This is a genomic window from Photobacterium sp. GB-1, assembly GCF_003026165.1.
GTDB lineage: Bacteria > Pseudomonadota > Gammaproteobacteria > Enterobacterales > Vibrionaceae > Photobacterium.
The window spans coordinates 197,838-214,322 of sequence record NZ_PYOB01000003.1 but is presented as its reverse complement, the minus strand read 5'-3'; the positions used below and the strand labels follow the sequence as shown (position 1 = coordinate 214,322).

16 protein-coding genes are annotated in these 16,485 nt (G+C 36.8%); 8 read left to right on the top strand and 8 right to left on the bottom strand.

From position 1 onward, the window contains the following. Nucleotides 1-247: 247 nt before the first annotated feature. The 4 genes from C9J45_RS05290 to cobU form a co-directional block, all read right to left on the bottom strand. The gene (locus tag C9J45_RS05290; protein ID WP_107208530.1) at nucleotides 248-727 is read right to left on the bottom strand and encodes a hypothetical protein; all 480 of its coding nucleotides are present in this window, start codon (nucleotides 725-727) and stop codon (nucleotides 248-250) included. A 730-nt stretch (nucleotides 728-1,457) separates the two neighbouring features. Further along, entirely contained in the window at nucleotides 1,458-2,924 is a 1,467-nt protein-coding gene (locus C9J45_RS05285) for a cobyric acid synthase (RefSeq protein ID WP_107292258.1), read from the bottom strand. Nucleotides 2,925-2,959: 35 nt separating this feature from the next. Then, nucleotides 2,960-3,586 (bottom strand): histidine phosphatase family protein, encoded by a 627-nt coding sequence (locus tag C9J45_RS05280; RefSeq protein WP_107247160.1) that lies wholly within the window; start codon nucleotides 3,584-3,586, stop codon nucleotides 2,960-2,962. Between the two features lie 15 nt (nucleotides 3,587-3,601). Continuing rightward, nucleotides 3,602-4,156: a bifunctional adenosylcobinamide kinase/adenosylcobinamide-phosphate guanylyltransferase gene (cobU, locus tag C9J45_RS05275; RefSeq protein WP_107208527.1), complete on the bottom strand. Its 555-nt coding sequence runs from the start codon at nucleotides 4,154-4,156 to the stop codon at nucleotides 3,602-3,604. A 258-nt stretch (nucleotides 4,157-4,414) separates the two neighbouring features. On the opposite strand from cobU, the gene C9J45_RS05270 reads away from it, so the two are divergent. After that, nucleotides 4,415-5,518, top strand: a complete 1,104-nt coding sequence (locus C9J45_RS05270; protein ID WP_107291085.1) for a nucleotidyltransferase family protein — start codon at nucleotides 4,415-4,417, stop codon at nucleotides 5,516-5,518. Nucleotides 5,519-5,608: 90 nt separating this feature from the next. On the opposite strand, the gene C9J45_RS05265 is transcribed toward C9J45_RS05270, so the two are convergent. Beyond that, entirely contained in the window at nucleotides 5,609-6,064 is a 456-nt protein-coding gene (locus C9J45_RS05265) for a helix-hairpin-helix domain-containing protein (RefSeq protein ID WP_107208525.1), read from the bottom strand. Between the two features lie 380 nt (nucleotides 6,065-6,444). Here C9J45_RS05265 and C9J45_RS05260 point away from each other — a divergent pair, with 380 nt between their 5' ends. Next, complete coding sequence (locus C9J45_RS05260) at nucleotides 6,445-7,254, top strand: alpha/beta fold hydrolase (RefSeq protein ID WP_107292257.1); 810 nt, start codon at nucleotides 6,445-6,447, stop codon at nucleotides 7,252-7,254. Nucleotides 7,255-7,348: 94 nt separating this feature from the next. Here C9J45_RS05260 and C9J45_RS05255 read toward each other — a convergent pair whose 3' ends face one another. From C9J45_RS05255 to C9J45_RS05245, 3 genes are all read right to left on the bottom strand, one after another. Further along, complete coding sequence (locus tag C9J45_RS05255; protein WP_107208523.1) at nucleotides 7,349-8,167, bottom strand: alpha/beta fold hydrolase; 819 nt, start codon at nucleotides 8,165-8,167, stop codon at nucleotides 7,349-7,351. Between the two features lie 36 nt (nucleotides 8,168-8,203). Next, a complete protein-coding gene (locus tag C9J45_RS05250; RefSeq protein ID WP_107292256.1) occupies nucleotides 8,204-9,550 on the bottom strand; it encodes an MATE family efflux transporter in 1,347 nt (448 codons plus the stop codon). An 87-nt stretch (nucleotides 9,551-9,637) separates the two neighbouring features. Next, nucleotides 9,638-10,216: a nucleoside triphosphate pyrophosphohydrolase family protein gene (locus C9J45_RS05245; RefSeq protein ID WP_107247158.1), complete on the bottom strand. Its 579-nt coding sequence runs from the start codon at nucleotides 10,214-10,216 to the stop codon at nucleotides 9,638-9,640. Between the two features lie 346 nt (nucleotides 10,217-10,562). Between C9J45_RS05245 and C9J45_RS05240 the strand changes: the two genes are divergently transcribed. The 6 genes from C9J45_RS05240 to C9J45_RS05215 all read left to right on the top strand — a co-directional run bounded on the left by C9J45_RS05240 (nucleotide 10,563) and on the right by C9J45_RS05215 (nucleotide 16,474). Beyond that, entirely contained in the window at nucleotides 10,563-11,285 is a 723-nt protein-coding gene (locus C9J45_RS05240; RefSeq protein ID WP_107208520.1) for a glycerophosphodiester phosphodiesterase family protein, read from the top strand. Between the two features lie 287 nt (nucleotides 11,286-11,572). Further along, a complete protein-coding gene (locus C9J45_RS05235) occupies nucleotides 11,573-12,856 on the top strand; it encodes a sodium:proton antiporter (protein ID WP_199187082.1) in 1,284 nt (427 codons plus the stop codon). A 312-nt stretch (nucleotides 12,857-13,168) separates the two neighbouring features. Continuing rightward, on the top strand, nucleotides 13,169-14,074 hold the full coding sequence (locus C9J45_RS05230; protein ID WP_107292255.1) for a DMT family transporter: 906 nt from the start codon (nucleotides 13,169-13,171) through the stop codon (nucleotides 14,072-14,074). 137 nt (nucleotides 14,075-14,211) lie between these two features. After that, nucleotides 14,212-14,895, top strand: a complete 684-nt coding sequence (locus tag C9J45_RS05225) for a DUF4336 domain-containing protein (RefSeq protein ID WP_107208518.1) — start codon at nucleotides 14,212-14,214, stop codon at nucleotides 14,893-14,895. Between the two features lie 142 nt (nucleotides 14,896-15,037). Further along, a complete protein-coding gene (locus tag C9J45_RS05220; protein ID WP_107247157.1) occupies nucleotides 15,038-15,313 on the top strand; it encodes a hypothetical protein in 276 nt (91 codons plus the stop codon). Between the two features lie 84 nt (nucleotides 15,314-15,397). Next, the gene (locus tag C9J45_RS05215; protein WP_107292254.1) at nucleotides 15,398-16,474 is read left to right on the top strand and encodes a DUF2817 domain-containing protein; all 1,077 of its coding nucleotides are present in this window, start codon (nucleotides 15,398-15,400) and stop codon (nucleotides 16,472-16,474) included. Nucleotides 16,475-16,485 lie beyond the last annotated feature (11 nt).

Genomic DNA, 16,485 nt, shown 5'->3' with positions numbered 1-16,485 from the left:
GGCATACATCAAGCCTTAACATAATGAACACAATGGGAATGGCTTGGTTTACAGGAACAAGAACGAATCAATAGTCTAACTGTTCTAAATTAAAAGTATCGTCTATATAGATCAAGACAACTCCTCCTTGAGGATAGTCACAACGCAGATTGCTAAATCGACTACGTGCATGTGTGCAGAAGGAGAAAGGAAAGAGAGGGAGAATAGTGAGTAAACCTTCTCCCATACATATGGTATAGCTATATATTTAGCGGCTCATCCAAATATCACTGAAGCGCTGTGTTGATATATGAAAAAACAAATCATCTTTTTGCTTATAAACATTAACAAATGTTTTTTCTATATCTACAAATTCTGTATTTCTAAATTGAGATACAACAAAGGTTAAATCATTATTAGTTTTAGGTGTATAAGCCCAGTAATTCAAATTGTCTTCATTTCTCTTACAATGCTTTTCCATCTCAATTTTCTTGCCATTAATGAGCATGGATACGGTACCATTAAGACCTTGAATATTGCATTGACTTAAAAAACGCTCAAAGCCATTATTGTTATACTTCGCTTTGTAGAGTTTAAAGAATAACTTTTTTCCACCGAGTTCTGGTGGCGTGATCAATGCAGATAAAACGTAATGTCCGTCAATACTTGATGAGTTCCAATCCTCTGCTTTCACATTTAATGAACACATCATCATTAATAAAGATGCGATACATAACAGCTTACTCATATTATTCCTTTAACATCAATAACAGCCACAATAAAAGAAGAACGTTCTTTTTAATCAGTTTAACAGCAATGTTATGCGTCATCAAAAGAATCATTGGACCCATTAAAGCTAAACATGAAATTTTTATACATACTTTCTGTATTTTATTACCAACCTGTAAGGTAATTAATATTATGAATAGACATTGAACTGTATAAATCTGGGATTTATATCACTTTAATCTTCAGTTAATATTACCATTACATACTTAAATTTGCCCCTTATCGCAAAATGGTCAATTAAAATTTCATTTAATTTATGAGAGATTAACCGCACAAAATAACAACTAAGTAATCAAATTACTTGCTTAATTGTGAATCCTTTTCAGATTTCTCAATAGTATAAACCCATGTTAAGACTAGTAATATATTGACAAAGATAATACTAAATTCTCTATAAAAATAATTATTGTCAACTCCACTGCCTTTAAATGAAGGGATTTAATACCGCAGTTAAACCACTACTTGATGTTATATTTTTACATATATCCAATAAGTACCACGCCTGTCAATAAACTACATACTTAGCTTTTCCATTTTTTATGTCAATAGAATAAAAAAAGTACGTATTAAATATTATAAATACGTACATTACTTGATATAACTTAATGATAGCGTTTGTATATACCGCGTATTCCAGTAATAGAAAACCAATATAATATATTAATAACTATCTTTTTCGATTCGACTAACTAAAACCCTAAGTTATTTAAGTCTAAATACTGCTCTACTGCATCTGCAATTATGTTAATCCCATCTTCTTTCGTTTGTTGAAAATCAGAAGTTCGGATATCTGTTAAACCAGCCCAAGCTAAGATTTCATTACAAGCCGATTGCAGCTCAAAGATCCCATGTAAATACGTACCAAAAACTTGATTATCTACACCTAACATACCATCCACTCCATCGGTGAGTTTAATAGGCGCATCTTGCTCGGTTTCAACAGACGTAACCCCCGCATGGATCTCGTAGCCTGTGACAGCAACGGTATTATTCGCGGTTAATGTTAAAGAGCCAGAAACTTGCTTAAGTTGCTTATGCTGCTTAATTTCAGTCGTTATAGGTAAATACCCAAGCCCTTGTGTATTTCCACTTTCCCCTTCAATACCATAAGGATCTGAAATTGACTCTCCAAGCATTTGATAACCGCCACATATTCCCATCACTTTGCCACCGAAACGCAAATGACGTTGTATCTGTTTATCCCAATGTTGAGATCGTAGATAATCTAGATCGCTGCGCACACTTTTAGAACCCGGTAAAATAATTAAATCAGCCGGGGGGATCGCTTGTCCTTTACCAATAAATTGTAGGTTAACCTGTGGGTGCATCCGCAACGGATCAAAATCGGTATGATTACTTATACGTGGAAACACGGGCACTATAACCGTAATAGCATTATCTTCTGCATCGATTTGTTGAACGTTAATGGCATCTTCAGCCTCTAGCATTAGACCATGCAGATAAGGCAACACACCAATAACCGGTTTACCTGTTTTTTTCTCAAGCCAATCAAGCCCTGATTCTAATAATTTAATGTCTCCTCTAAATCTATTTATAACAAAGCCTTTCACTCGCGCTTGTTCAGATTCAGATAATAGAGCTAATGTGCCATAGAGATGCGCAAATACTCCTCCTCTGTCTATATCAGCAACAATAATCACAGGGACATCCGCTTCTTCAGCAAAGCCCATGTTGGCAACATCATTTTCACGAAGATTTATTTCAGCAGGACTACCAGCGCCTTCTATGATTACCGCATCATATTCTTCCGTCAGCCGCTGGAAAGATTCTAATATAGGCTTCATAACAACTTTCTTATAGCTGTTATAGCCAATCGCACTCATATCTTCCAACACCTTACCCTGAACAATTACTTGGGCTCCAATATCCGTATTGGGTTTTAATAACACTGGATTCATATGAACGGTGGGCTCAATACCACAAGCGAAAGCTTGTACGGCTTGTGCTCGACCAATTTCGCCGCCATCTTTCGTTACAGCACTATTAAGCGCCATATTTTGTGATTTAAATGGCGCAACACGAATGCCTTTACGCGCAAGTACACGACATATTCCAGCGACAAGCACACTTTTCCCTGCATCTGATGTTGTGCCTTGAACCATTAATGTCCGTGTTGTATTCGCTATTTTATCCATGTTTTGTTTTATTAAATCCTGTAAAGATATTGCAATTAATCACAAAATGGCGGCCATTGTAGCTGAGGCCAATCTTGTTGATTATCATGATAGACAGTAATGCGCATTCTGGCGGCATAAGGTAAATGAATGCGATGAAGGTAGGTGTTATTACGTGGCATTTCTAGTAACAGACGTAACAGCTGACGCATAACGCCAGAATGCGTAACCAATAAGATTTTTTTTCCTTTATGCTGTGTTAATAAATCTTGCCAAGCTCGCTTTATCCGAATATCAAACTGCTCTAGCGTTTCGCCATTATGTGGCGCTGTTCCGTCTTCACAAACGTGCCAGGGATCGTGCCAATAATGGTCAATATTATCCCCAAGTTGTTCAACTAACTGCTGACGCGTTAACCCATCCCAATCTCCAAAATCCATTTCTCGCCAACTATCGCTATGCAAAACATTAATCATGAATTTATGTGCCATAAAATCAGCAAATGAAGAGCAACGTTGTAATGAGGAGCTTACAATACAATCAAGGTCTTTGAGATTTTCGATGGCCACCTTCATTTGCTCAAAACCTTGTTCAGTTAGTACAAAATCAGTGTGGCCTCGTAAACAATTATCACCTTCAGGTAAACCATGCCGTAGAATATCTATTTGGGTTATCTTTGCCATTAGATCCTCATCCTTTTATACAACGCTTAACGTCGGGCCTTTTAATACTTGTGGTATACCAGCAGTTACAAATATTACCCGTGCAGATTGTTTCGCAATCGCTTGATGCAGCCAACCACTCTCATCGACAAATCGACGAGAAACTTCACCTAGCGGCACTATTCCTTGCCCTACTTCATTACTCACTAAAATGATATGCCCTTTTGCTTCACTAATAGCGTGTAGAAAGTCTGTTTTTGCCTGTTGCCATGAATGGTTACCAATAGGTTGAAATAAGCAGTTATTTAACCATAACGTTAAACAATCGATCAGTAAGCATGTCTGATTGTTACTATGTTCACGAATAATATTTGCCAAATCATAAGGCTCTTCAATCAGCATCCACTTAGAAGGACGTTGCTGTTTATGAATTAGAATGCGTTCAGCCATTTCATTATCACAAGCGGTTGCTGTTGCTACATATTTAACAACCAAGCCAGATTGTTCTGCGAGCTGTTCCGCTAAACGACTCTTACCAGAACGTGCACCACCCAAGATCAATTCTGTACCCAGCAACGGCTTTACATGCATAATAAACCTATTAATTATATAAAATACAGAATGTTAACTTATTAATACCATGCTGTATTGTGGCATTTCACAGTTATGAACATGGATAGAAAATATTTACAGTCACCAAATTTCAAACGGCAGCAATAGAAGCCAAAAGTGTCTGAATTTCAAGATTGCCTAGCAATAAAAATTCTCTTTCATTATGAGTAAATTTGATTTTTATTATTAAAGACTAATACTTAGACTATGAATTAAACAATCTATTAGGAAGAAATTATGGCTTCTCAACAAGTACGACTGGTTGATGTGTTGAGACTTCCAACGGTTTTGCTTTCCTTAGATTCAAGATCTCTCTACCAAATTATTACGGAAGCTCGATATTTATCATTACTAGGACAATTAAAAAAAACCTGTGAACGTAATGAAATTTGGCAAGATCTTCCTCTTTTCTTCCAGCAACAGCTAATTTCAGGCTTTCATAGTTATGAAAAACAAAAGCAATCATTAGAATTTGAACATCAGGAGTTAACCAAACAGTTTCAAGGTATATTACCGTCATGGCGCTATATTCGCGGTAGCGCATTACAACTTTCTGAAGTTGAGGCATTTTCAGGTAGGATTAAAAACAATATTGAGATATTAATTTCTAAGTCATTTGTAGAAGCTGTTTTACAACGGTTGTTAAATAATGGATGGCGTTATAAATATATAACCGACTACGAGGAAACTTTCTATTGTCGTTGGTCTCAGCAAACGACGCCGTTAGTTCATAAAGAAAGACGAACTGAGTTAGCTATTCATTATCATTTATTACCTAAAACACTAACCCATAAATTAAAAGAAGCACCTTTACTTCACCATCATATATCTCCCAGTATTGCCCTACCAGCAACGCTTTTATCTCCTGAGGCTATGGTACTTCATCAGGCTATTATGCTCTTTAATCAAGTTGATTTTCATCATGGCTTACGTGATATATACGACTTAAATTTACAATTTCAGCATTATGGACAACAGCGATTATTCTGGCATAACTTAATTCAACTTCACCAGCAAATTGGAAAAGATAACAGCCTGTATCTTGCACTTTCGTTATGTCAAAAATTATTCGATTTACCGATTCCTAGCAACATGCAACAATATTTAAATCAATCACAATCCCAGCGTACAATTTTCTGGCTTTATAAAGATAGATTTACTGAAGTTATCAATCATGCTTTTCCAAAACACCAAAACTCTAATTACCATTTTGCAGTTAAATCATTACGCTTTCGTGGCCGTTTAAAACGTATGCCTATTTATGCAATTGTGCCGCACATTATTAAACGGAGTGTGCTTAATTTGATGCCACATGAGGAAGATGAAGAAATCATTTACTAATGCATTTCTCTTTAATCAAAAAACCTCTTAAGCACTTTCAACCAATAAGTAGCCTAGTGTGTTTAAGAGGCTTTATAGCGAAGATCTACTTTAGAACTTTAAGTATTTCTTCATTTTACCGACGCTTTTTTCGCCAAGCCCTGTTACCTTTTCTAAATCTTTACTACTTTTGAATTTTCCATTCTTTTTGCGGTAGTCAACAATCGCTTTTGCTTTTGCTTCACCAATACCAGGAAGTGATGCTGCAAGCTCTGAGGCTGAAGCAGTGTTCACATTAACGGCTTTAAGTTGCTTTTTAACTTCTGTTTTTGACTTTGTCGTGGACGCTTTTTTACTATCAGTTACTTTAGATGAAGATATCTTTTTTGCTTTATCTGCTTCTTTTTTCGCAGACTTCTTCACCTTGGTAATACAATCCATTTTTTTCTGCTTATCTGCCTTATATTTGGTTTCACATTTCTTGATAAGCTTAGTGGTATCAGTTGTAGCTGCCTGAGATGCAAATGGCACAATGAACGCAAGTGTTAATAATAATTTTTTAAACATTAGAAAACTCCTTTATAGATAATCCAGTGTAGATTAAAGACGATTGATACAAAAAAATAAAATAAAACATCATAAAGCGTTTAAACCATCGTTTTTATTCACCTTTACGGCTTAAACCATCAGTAAAGACTCTCACTTTCTTTTATTTATAGATTTATCCATATGTTTTTAAAGTGATTTTTATATCTAGTAAAGAAAACATAGCATGTAGTTTAATTTGTGTTCAATGTAGTGTTGGGTTATGCGATCTTGTTAGAATTATTACAATTATTCATTACTAAGTGGCTACCTTTGGCTATAAGATAGCTATCTTGTGGTCAGGTGAGCTAATAAATAACACCATGCTATGATTCACGCTTCTTGCGTATAAAGGACTTTTGATGACAGACAACATGCTTTTTTATAAAACCTACCCGCACCCAAGCAGTAATGAATGGGTAGTGTTTGTGCATGGTGCCGGTGGCAGTTCAGCAATTTGGTACAAACAGATTAAAGCGTATAAACAACACTTTAATTTGTTACTTCTCGATCTACGTGGTCATGGTAAATCCAATAACATGTTCAAAGACATGATCGCTAATCCCTATACCTTTAAAAGTGTGACGAAAGATATCGTTCATGTACTTAATCACTTGAAGATTCAATCAGCACACTTTGTCGGAATATCTCTGGGCACAATCATTATTCGTAACTTAGCAGAGATAGCACCAGACAGAGTTAAAACGATGATTTTAGGTGGCGCAGTAACACGTTTAAACACTCGTTCTCAAATTTTAGTGAAACTAGGTAATATGTGTAAGCACATTATTCCTTATATGTGGTTATATCGTTTATTTGCCTATGTTGTTATGCCGCAAAAAAATCAACGCGAGTCTCGACATTTATTCGTCAGAGAAGCGAAAAAGTTGTGTCAAAATGAATTTAAGCGATGGTTTAAACTGGCAACAGAAGTAAATCCCATCATGAAGTACTTTAAAGAAAAAGAACTGTCGATACCGACATTGTATTTGATGGGGGCAAATGACTATATGTTTATCAAGCCAGTAAAAGAGATGGTTCAACGACATAAATTTAGTTTTTTGACTGAATTAAAAGATTGCGGGCACGTTTGCAACGTAGAAAGACCGGATGATTTTAATCAACACTCGATCGAATTTATTAAACAACATAAAGTCAGTTATACGGCTTAACATTTCTATTGTAAAAAAGGCATAACGCTGCTTAATGATCTTTTTCTAGACCTTTAAGTGCACGTTATGCCATTTTTTTATGTTTATTTATTAATTAGCGTTCAATGTGCTTAGCTAAGAAAGCTTCAAGTTGCTTGGTTACAAATTCAGGTTGTTCCAAGTTACTAATATGCCCAGCCTCTGGGATCAATACATATTCGCTATCTTTGATCTCATCATGCATCAACTGCGCTTCTAGTGGCGGACGTGGATTATCTTCCATACCTGATAAAATCAAAGTAGGTGCTTTAAGTTGCGCTATATCGTCAAACGTATCTCGACGACCAAACACCATTTTACCCACTTGTGCAATGGCTACTGCTTTATCACCTTTCAGAGACACTAAATGTTGTCTAAAACTATCAACAAGCTCTGGCGTATATTGCTCGGCTTGACGACGGAAAAATAAAGGAACAACACTATCAATAATTGCCTCAGGAATAGCCTGCTGCTCAATAATTGTATTTAACATTGCAAAGTATTTAGCATGTAATACTTCAGGCTCGTAACCTAAAAAAGTATCCATCAATACTAATGCTGTAACACGTTGAGGTACTTTTATGGCAAGCTCTGCTCCCCACATGCCTCCCACTGATAAGCCAATAAGCGAAAAGTTATCTATCTTAAGGTGATCAAGTAGTGCAATAACATCATCAGCGTAATCACGCAGCGTACGTGTTTTTTCAGGTGCAGCATCAGCCTGACCATGTGCCCATAACTCAGGCACGATACAACGATAATGCTGACTCAATGCCTCTATTTGTGGTTGCCACATTTTGCTGTCCCACAAATAGCTATGGCCCAAAACGAGTACAGGGCCTCTACCTTGATCTAAATACGTTAATTTACGATCTTCAATTACATAACTTTGCATGCATATCCTTGTCATCATTTATACGTGTTTCACACGCTATCTTACTGCATCTACTTCAAATTGATATTTTTTATCGATCAAGGCAAGTCCCTTTCGATAAAAAATCCATGCGCTGATCCCTGCCGCAAAATTACCAAGCATTGCTCCAGTAAATAGACCTGGAAGACCTGCAAGTTGCGATCCTATCCATAAAATCGGTAGGAAACAGATAAACAAACGCCACGCTGAAATAAATAATGCGCGCATCGGCATTGCTAGCGCATTACAAATCGATACCATAATCATACAAACACCCAATGCGCCTAGACTAATAGGAACGCGTGTTAGGTGCATTAAAAGCACTTGCTGTACTTTGACATCAGATGACAATAATGAACTTAATGGTGACGACAGTAAGAAAATGATGATTGCTATAATAAATTGCCATGCAAGGACAAAAGAGACGGCAATGTTTATCAAGGTTTTGATCCCTTGAATATCTCGTTTACCTAACCGCTTTCCTACCATCTGAGGCATAGACATAGTCAAAGCCAATACAACGACGATAGAGAAAAATTCAATTCGCGACCCCAAAGCCCAAGCGCCGACTGTAGCGGCACCAAAACCTGCGACTAATTTCGTCGCTAACATAGAAGATACAGGAGGCAATAATTGACTCATCATGGCCGGTGCCATGATATGTCCAAGCTCTTTAATCGACTGAATAATATTCAAGCCAGCCCAATGAAAGCTTAACCATTTTTTTTTCATCACTAATGGGAAAACCACCAGCATACCAATAATAAATGCAGTAATCGTTGCCCAAGCTGCACCATTAATACCCAGTCCAAATTTAAAGATGAACAACGGATCTAAAACAATATTCAATAAGCTTGTTACCATCATCATGGTACCCGGTAACAAAGTATTACCATTTGATCGACATAAGCTATAAGCAAAATACAACATCGAACCACACCATGCACTCATTAGCCAAATAGGCCAATAAGTATCAATGATAGGAAGTACATTTGCTGGCGCATCAAGTAAATGCATGATCACATCACGAAGTGACCAAATGACACCACAGAGTAAAGCGATACCAATACCGCCAACAAGCACAACTAAACCGCCGAGTTGTTGCGCTCTTACTTCTTCATTGGCACCTAACACTCGTGAAATCAATGCAGTAGTCGCGATACCTAAACCAACTTGAAGACCAATAACCACCATTTGCATTGGTAGTGTAAAGCCTTGAGCAGCGAGTGGAAGTACACCAAGCTGAGCGATAAAGGCACTATCTACAAGTTGAAAACTCATCAGCGATAACACACCGAATAACATCGGCCATGTCATTTTAAAGAGGTCTTGAGTTAAAATTCGAGTATTAGAAGGTAGTTTCATAGATCGCTTCTCTTACTGATATAAATAGTTATTACATAAAAACAAAAAATCCCCGCATGAGCGAGGATAGTTGTTCTAATTAAACAATTAGCGGATAACAAGTTTGACCAAATCGGCAGGTCGATAATAAACCGATTTTAGTACCTTACCTTGACGAATAATTTTCCCATCAAGATCTACATCTTGAGCACACTTAGCAATAATATAATCACCTTTGGTGCTAGCCGTTAGTGCAACGCCCTGCTTTGCATAAAACGCTTCAGTGTCTGCGTATTCCTCAGCATTACGGCACACTTTACTCATATTGCTAGAATGGACTTCATTCCAGCAAGCCATAAAATCAATACCTAGGCGAGCTGACATTTGCAACAGAATATCAATCAAATAACTAATACCGATATTATCTTCTACTTGTTTATCACCTAGATGAACTAAGCGCCCCATTAACACATAAACAGAGTCAACGATCGCATCCGCTTGCTCAACTAAAGAATCCGCTTCTGCTAGTTCTGTCATTTCTTCAACAGCAAGTGATGTATGTAAGGCGTCTGCTTGAATATCTAGTGTTTGAGGTGATTCGATATCAAGATCGAATGTAGAACGAAACTCTCTAATATCGCGGTAAAGATGATCAAAAAGAGGTTGGTCTAGCACTGACAGTCTCATTCGTTTTCCTTGTCTCAAATTATAATGGTCTAGTCATTAAAAATACGACGTAAATAGTAACGATAAATATTTTTAATCAGACAACCAAAGAATACTAATCTAATCAGAGACTAGATACAAAACCAATTATGAAATCAGTTTTCGTTTGTTGCTAAAACCATCACTTCAAAGATATGCAACGTAACCCTTATGTCTTGTGAGTAGAGAAAAAATCATTGAATGTATGTGTACAAATGTAACAAAATGACATCATGATATTGCGATATTAACACTTGATTGTTCATTAAAATAGATGAAAATCAGTTTGTTAATTTACAACCCATGGTTATTTATTTTGGACTCTCATATGATTGCAGGACACCGTGGTGCACGCGCTGTTGCACCAGAAAATACATTGATTTCCATGAAAGCTGCCGCTGATGCAGGTGCAAAGTGGATTGAGACTGATACTCAACTTTGTGAAGATTTAGTGCCTGTTATTATCCATGATAAAAGCGTACGTCGATGTACGAATGGTTCAGGGAGTGTTCGTCATAAAACGCTACAGGAATTGAAACAACTTGATGCTGGCAGTTGGTTTTCACCAGAGTTTGCAGGAGAAACCATCCCTACGTTACATGAGCTACTTGCCGCTTGTGATGAATATGGACTTAATCTTAACCTTGAAATAAAGGTACATTACGAAGAAGAAGTGGCCTTACAAGTAACAAAAACAATTGAAGCGATAAAAAATTATGGCTTTGATCCAGAACGTCTTATTTTATCTAGTTTTTCTTATAACGCAGTTCATCAATGCTTAGAGCAATGGCCTGAAGTACGCCGAGGGTTAATTATTGAAGATTGGGTACCTGATATTGAACGATTAGATGAAAAATTGAAGTTGTACAGTATCCATCTCGATCATCATCTTCTCAATGAAAAACTTGCAAAAGAAATTATCCAAGCCGGTAAAGTACTGCAAATTTGGACAATGAATGACCCTAAAAAAGTAGCTAAATTTACTCGATGGGGCGTATCAACAATCATCACAGATGATCCTGCATTACTCATTTCAGTGCTTAACGACTAACATCTTTTCTGTAATAAGCGCTTATTGGCAAGCGCTTATCTCCCCCTTACAAGCTAAGGGATAAATTATAATTCAAGCTATATTTTTGATTATTTATATTCCGAAATAATACAAATAATTCTAATAGCAATCTGTATAAAATGTTTCAATATGTGTGGGTAATATTAATACTATATGAATGATATATTGATAGTGATTCTCTCTGTTTGAAAAATCGCTCTATATTATAAATAACCGTAACTGAATAATATTGTCAGAAAATAATCAGAATTGGGAGAAAAATCTTCATGTCAGTATATGACACTATATGTATTATGGCGGCAATTGCAGTCTTTATTTCAATAATTAACCATAAGATTGGACGTTTTCAAACAACCATTGCGATTACAGGTTGGTCTATCGCTATATCGCTTATTCTTTTAGCATTAACTAGCTTTGGTTATATTTCAATAGATAAAGAAAATGCGTTAATAGAGCTTATTCAACATATAAAATTTGAAGACTTCTTACTAAAAGGTGTGCTTGGTTTCTTATTATTTGCAGGTGCACTAAATATAGATTTAAACCATTTAAAAGACCAAAAATTTGAAATTACCTTTCTTGCTCTTGTCGGCACGCTATTTTCTACTTTTTTTATCGGCATTGTCATATGGTTAATATTCAATCTTATCGGTATTGATCTCAACTTTATTTATTGCTGTTTATTCGGCGCACTTATTTCTCCTACCGATCCAATTGCTGTATTAGCAATTGTGAAAAAATTAAAGGCGCCACAACGTATTTCAACTCAAATTGAAGGTGAATCATTATTTAATGATGGCGTAGGTTTAGTTATTTTCGTTACTATTTTTGAAGTCGCTTTTGGAAAAACAACGCCAACGGTATCTGGTACTGCACTACTTTTCATTCGTGAAGCCCTTGGCGGTATTGCTTTTGGTGCAGTGTTAGGCGGTATATTCCACTACCTAATTAAAGGTTCAAGCGATAATATGATGCGCTTAATATTAACCATGCTTATTCCTACATTTGGTTATGTATTAGGTGAACATTTAGAAGTTTCAGCCCCTCTTGCAATGGTTGTTTCAGGGATCCTAATTGGCAATATCACGCGTAAATACATTTCAGAACAATCGGCAGACCAAATGGCACATTTATGGGAATTGGTCGATGAAATTTTAAATGCCGTATTATTCCTTCTTATCGGTTTTGTGATGATCACCTTTAGCTTCCACCGCATTGATATCATCGCGGTAATTATTGCAATCCCACTCGTATTATTAAGTCGTTATCTAAGTATTCGTCTCTCTTATATCGGTTTTACACGTTACCGCCAATACAACCCAGAGTCTGTTAAAATTCTTACATGGGGCGGCTTACGTGGTGGCTTAGCACTTGCTATGGCGATGGCTATCCCAGCCCATATTTACTTACCATCTCATCCGGATGTCAGTGTTAAAGAAATCATTGTCTTAATGACTTACGCTATTGTGATCTTTTCAATATTGATCCAAGGCTCAACCATTACCCCAATGATCATGAAAGCAAAAGCGGTTGACAATAAACCATTCTAAGGAGAGAACATGTATTGGATCCATCACCATCACATTATTATTGCATTTGTTGGTCTAATTGCTGCCTTTGGTGCCGGCCTTATTGGGCTTTATAAGCAGAAATAAGAACAGCCAAACCAGAGACAAATCCATACAAAAGAGATAAAGAACCGTTATGTTTTTATCTCTTTTTTTATGATCAACGTCTAATTCGAGCAAGTATTGCATTGATCGTTACTTTTGAATAATTAACTACATTTTTACAATCAACCATTGTTAATAAAATCGCTTCCTTTATGATATTTTTAATCACTTTAAATAAGACATATATTAATGACCACCAGCAATGAGAGTTTAATTCCATTAGGCGCACGTTTTATGCTCCTTTCTGCCCTCGGTTTTGCCTTAATGTCTTCTACCGTTAAATACGTTAACCAAATAGGCATTCCAGTCTTTGAAATTGTTGCGGCGCGTGCTGTTGTTTCTCTTATCATTAGTTATTTAGATATTAAGCGTAAAGGCATTTCGGTCTGGGGGAATAATAAGCCATTATTAGTTGTTCGAGGTATTGTAGGTACTATTGGACTCTCATGTGTTTATTATGCTGTTACTACACTTCCCCTTGCCGAAGCTACCATTTTGCAATACACCAATCCCGTATTTACTGCTTTACTTGCCGTCATCTTCTTAAAAGAGCGCGTTCAATTTTCAACGCTAGTGTGCATTTTTTTGAGTATCTTAGGCTTATTTTTTATCGTTAATCCAACAACATTAACATCTGGAAGTTCTCACCTGCCCTTATTTAGCGTCATGATTGCATTAATCGGTGCTTTCGTTAGTGCTATTTCATATATTATTGTGAAAAAACTCAGTAGCACGGAAGATAGCTCCGTCATTATCTTTTACTTCCCGCTGATCACCTTACCATTAGCCCTACTTTTGATCGCTGATAACTTCGTTGTCCCTGATTTACCTACCACTATCTGCCTAATATTAGTCGGCATTTTTACACAAGTAGGACAAGTCGGCTTAACAAAAGCGATGCAAACTCAAACAGCTGGAAAAGCAACAGCTTATTCTTATGTTCAAATTGTCTTATCCATCATCCTTGGATTTCTAATCTTCAAAGAAGTCCCATCTATTTGGACCTACCTCGGTGGTGTACTGATTATTTCGGGAGCTGTTGTGAATCTGTTTGGCCACAACATGATGAAAAAGATTAAACGCACCACGGTATAAGTATTGAAGAAACATAAAGAGTGATGGATTTTAACAATATCTTAATGATAATCTAATGAAAGAATTTTCATGATGATTTACGGTCAAGGAATGACCGTTTACAACATAATCTATCAATGTAGTACGCAGGAAGCGGTATGATCGAATGTTATAAAAATAGACTTTGGTATCAAGATTTTGCCATGAAAACCAACGGTATTGCGGTTGGTTGTAAAATGACAGTGATAAAATTAGACGATGATCGTTTGTTTATTCACTCCCCTGTTGAACTCGACAATGCATTGAAATCAACCATAGAGCAACTGGGTGAAATTGTCGCCGTTGTCACTCCCAATCAAAGCTATCATCACTATTTATCAGAGTGGTGGCTCGCTTATCCAGATGCCTATTTCTTTGCCGCTCCTGGTTTACAACAAAAACGTGGAGATCTAACGTTTGACGACGTATTACGCCAGTACACTCCCGCTTTATGGCAAGGACAACTATTACAAACCTTAATTAAGGGTAGTGACAACTTTGAAGAAATCGCCTTTTGTGATCCTTTATCAAAAACATTAATTTTGGGTGATTTACTTGCATGGATGGTTGATAAGAAGCACCCACTGAGTATAGGTTATGGGCTTCTAAACGGTTGCTATATTCACCCAGCCATGCCTTTCTATTTACGACTCAGTTTTACCGACCGCGTAAGATTACGCCAATCAATTCAAGAGATCTTAACATGGCCTTTTGACCGTATCATTTTTGCAAAAGGTAAAGTTATTGAGACAAACGGCAAACAGTTATTCTCAACAGCTTTTCACTGGTTATTCCACGCTTAGCAAAATAATGCTTATTTATTCATCTGTCTCACAGTAATTGTGAGACAGATCAATAAATACATTCAACCTAAAGCGCATAGTATTCTGATTATTATCGCCATGCTTATCACTTTTTCAGATAAGTTTGATTCGGAACCATACTATGAATCCAATAAGAATTTATATTCGCGACATTTTAGGCCTTGGTGTTGTCGGTATGTTTATCTTAGCAATGCTTGGGATTATTTTTGCGGCTGTTGGAGCCATTCACTATATGACAGGGGCAACAGATTTAGTTGCTAAAGATCTTCATCTTGCGATGACCCACATTGTTTTTTTAGTCCCAGCATTGTTACTCGGCTATGCTATCAACCGACCAAAATGGATAGCGGAAACAACACAGTTTCGCTTAGTAAAAGCCAAGAAAGAGTCAGCATAAGCTTTTAATAGAAAAAGAGCCTGACATCTAATTGTCAACATACACTGATATTGTTTCTTTTTTATCTTTGTGTGTGAGGCTCTTTTGCTAAACGCTAAAACTTCCCCTATTTCAACGTTATTACCAGAACTCTTACAACTTGAAACGCTAATTGAAAGGTTAAGCCAGTACATATCCCCTGTTCCATTTCACTGTAATGTATTTGCCCACATCCCTTGCAATGATCATTTTCCTCAGCACAATAAAAATAGCTTACCACTCTATGCGATTCATCTTGGTACGCCTGATCCAAATGCACCATTAATGCTATTTGTAGGCGGTGTTCATGGTTTGGAACGGATTGGCACTCAAGTACTGCTGTCATATCTGCATACAATCATCGAACGCATGACATGGGATACCACGCTACATCATCTTTTACAGCAGATTCAAATCGTTTTTATTCCTTTAGTAAACCCTGTAGGGATGGCGAAAAATTACCGTTCAAATGGTAATCATGTTGATTTAATGCGAAATGCACCTTTAAACAGTCAAGAAAATACAGCTTTTTTAATTGGTGGACATCGCTTATCTCCTCGCATCCCTTGGTTTAGAGGAAACAACAGTCAACAAATGGAATTAGAAGCAGAAGCATTAACCCGTTACGTTACCGACTTAACAACATCTCGACCTGTAACACTGTCGTTAGATTGTCACTCCGGCTTTGGTTTAAAAGATAGAATTTGGTTTCCTTATGCCCATAGTGCAAAACGAGCCTTCCCTTATATTGGTGATGTTTACCATCTCCGACATAGATTTATGACGACTTACCCTAATCAAAATTATATTTTTGAGCCTCAGGCTTTGCACTATCTCTGTCATGGGGATTTATGGGATCACATCACCCTACAATGTTTAAGGCAACAACAGGCTATACTACCACTAACATTAGAAATGGGATCTTGGCGTTGGATAAAGAAAAATCCACTTCAAATTCGGCAAGCATTGGGTATTTTTAACCCCATGAAACCTCAACGCATACAACGCGTATTACAAAAACACATTGTGCTGATGGATTTCATGATCAATGCGACTGCAAACTACCCATCATGGTTCAATCACGCAGATAACCCTTACTACAAACAACAAGCATTATCTCGCTGGTATAAAAAACAACAATAAACTACTGTGGC

Excerpts from the sequence above, each read along its gene's own strand:
- C9J45_RS05240 (WP_107208520.1), top strand. The coding sequence starts at position 10,563 with ATGATTGCAGGACACCGTGGTGCACGCGCTGTTGCACCAGAAAATACA.
- C9J45_RS05245 (WP_107247158.1), bottom strand. The coding sequence starts at position 10,216 with ATGAGACTGTCAGTGCTAGACCAACCTCTTTTTGATCATCTTTACCGC.
- C9J45_RS05270 (WP_107291085.1), top strand. The coding sequence starts at position 4,415 with ATGGCTTCTCAACAAGTACGACTGGTTGATGTGTTGAGACTTCCAACG.
- C9J45_RS05290 (WP_107208530.1), bottom strand. The coding sequence starts at position 727 with ATGAGTAAGCTGTTATGTATCGCATCTTTATTAATGATGATGTGTTCA.
- C9J45_RS05220 (WP_107247157.1), top strand. The coding sequence starts at position 15,038 with ATGAATCCAATAAGAATTTATATTCGCGACATTTTAGGCCTTGGTGTT.
- C9J45_RS05265 (WP_107208525.1), bottom strand. The coding sequence starts at position 6,064 with ATGTTTAAAAAATTATTATTAACACTTGCGTTCATTGTGCCATTTGCA.
- C9J45_RS05260 (WP_107292257.1), top strand. The coding sequence starts at position 6,445 with ATGACAGACAACATGCTTTTTTATAAAACCTACCCGCACCCAAGCAGT.
- C9J45_RS05235 (WP_199187082.1), top strand. The coding sequence starts at position 11,573 with ATGTCAGTATATGACACTATATGTATTATGGCGGCAATTGCAGTCTTT.
- cobU (WP_107208527.1), bottom strand. The coding sequence starts at position 4,156 with ATGCATGTAAAGCCGTTGCTGGGTACAGAATTGATCTTGGGTGGTGCA.
- C9J45_RS05255 (WP_107208523.1), bottom strand. The coding sequence starts at position 8,167 with ATGCAAAGTTATGTAATTGAAGATCGTAAATTAACGTATTTAGATCAA.
- C9J45_RS05285 (WP_107292258.1), bottom strand. The coding sequence starts at position 2,924 with ATGGATAAAATAGCGAATACAACACGGACATTAATGGTTCAAGGCACA.
- C9J45_RS05250 (WP_107292256.1), bottom strand. The coding sequence starts at position 9,550 with ATGAAACTACCTTCTAATACTCGAATTTTAACTCAAGACCTCTTTAAA.
- C9J45_RS05225 (WP_107208518.1), top strand. The coding sequence starts at position 14,212 with ATGATCGAATGTTATAAAAATAGACTTTGGTATCAAGATTTTGCCATG.
- C9J45_RS05280 (WP_107247160.1), bottom strand. The coding sequence starts at position 3,586 with ATGGCAAAGATAACCCAAATAGATATTCTACGGCATGGTTTACCTGAA.
- C9J45_RS05230 (WP_107292255.1), top strand. The coding sequence starts at position 13,169 with ATGACCACCAGCAATGAGAGTTTAATTCCATTAGGCGCACGTTTTATG.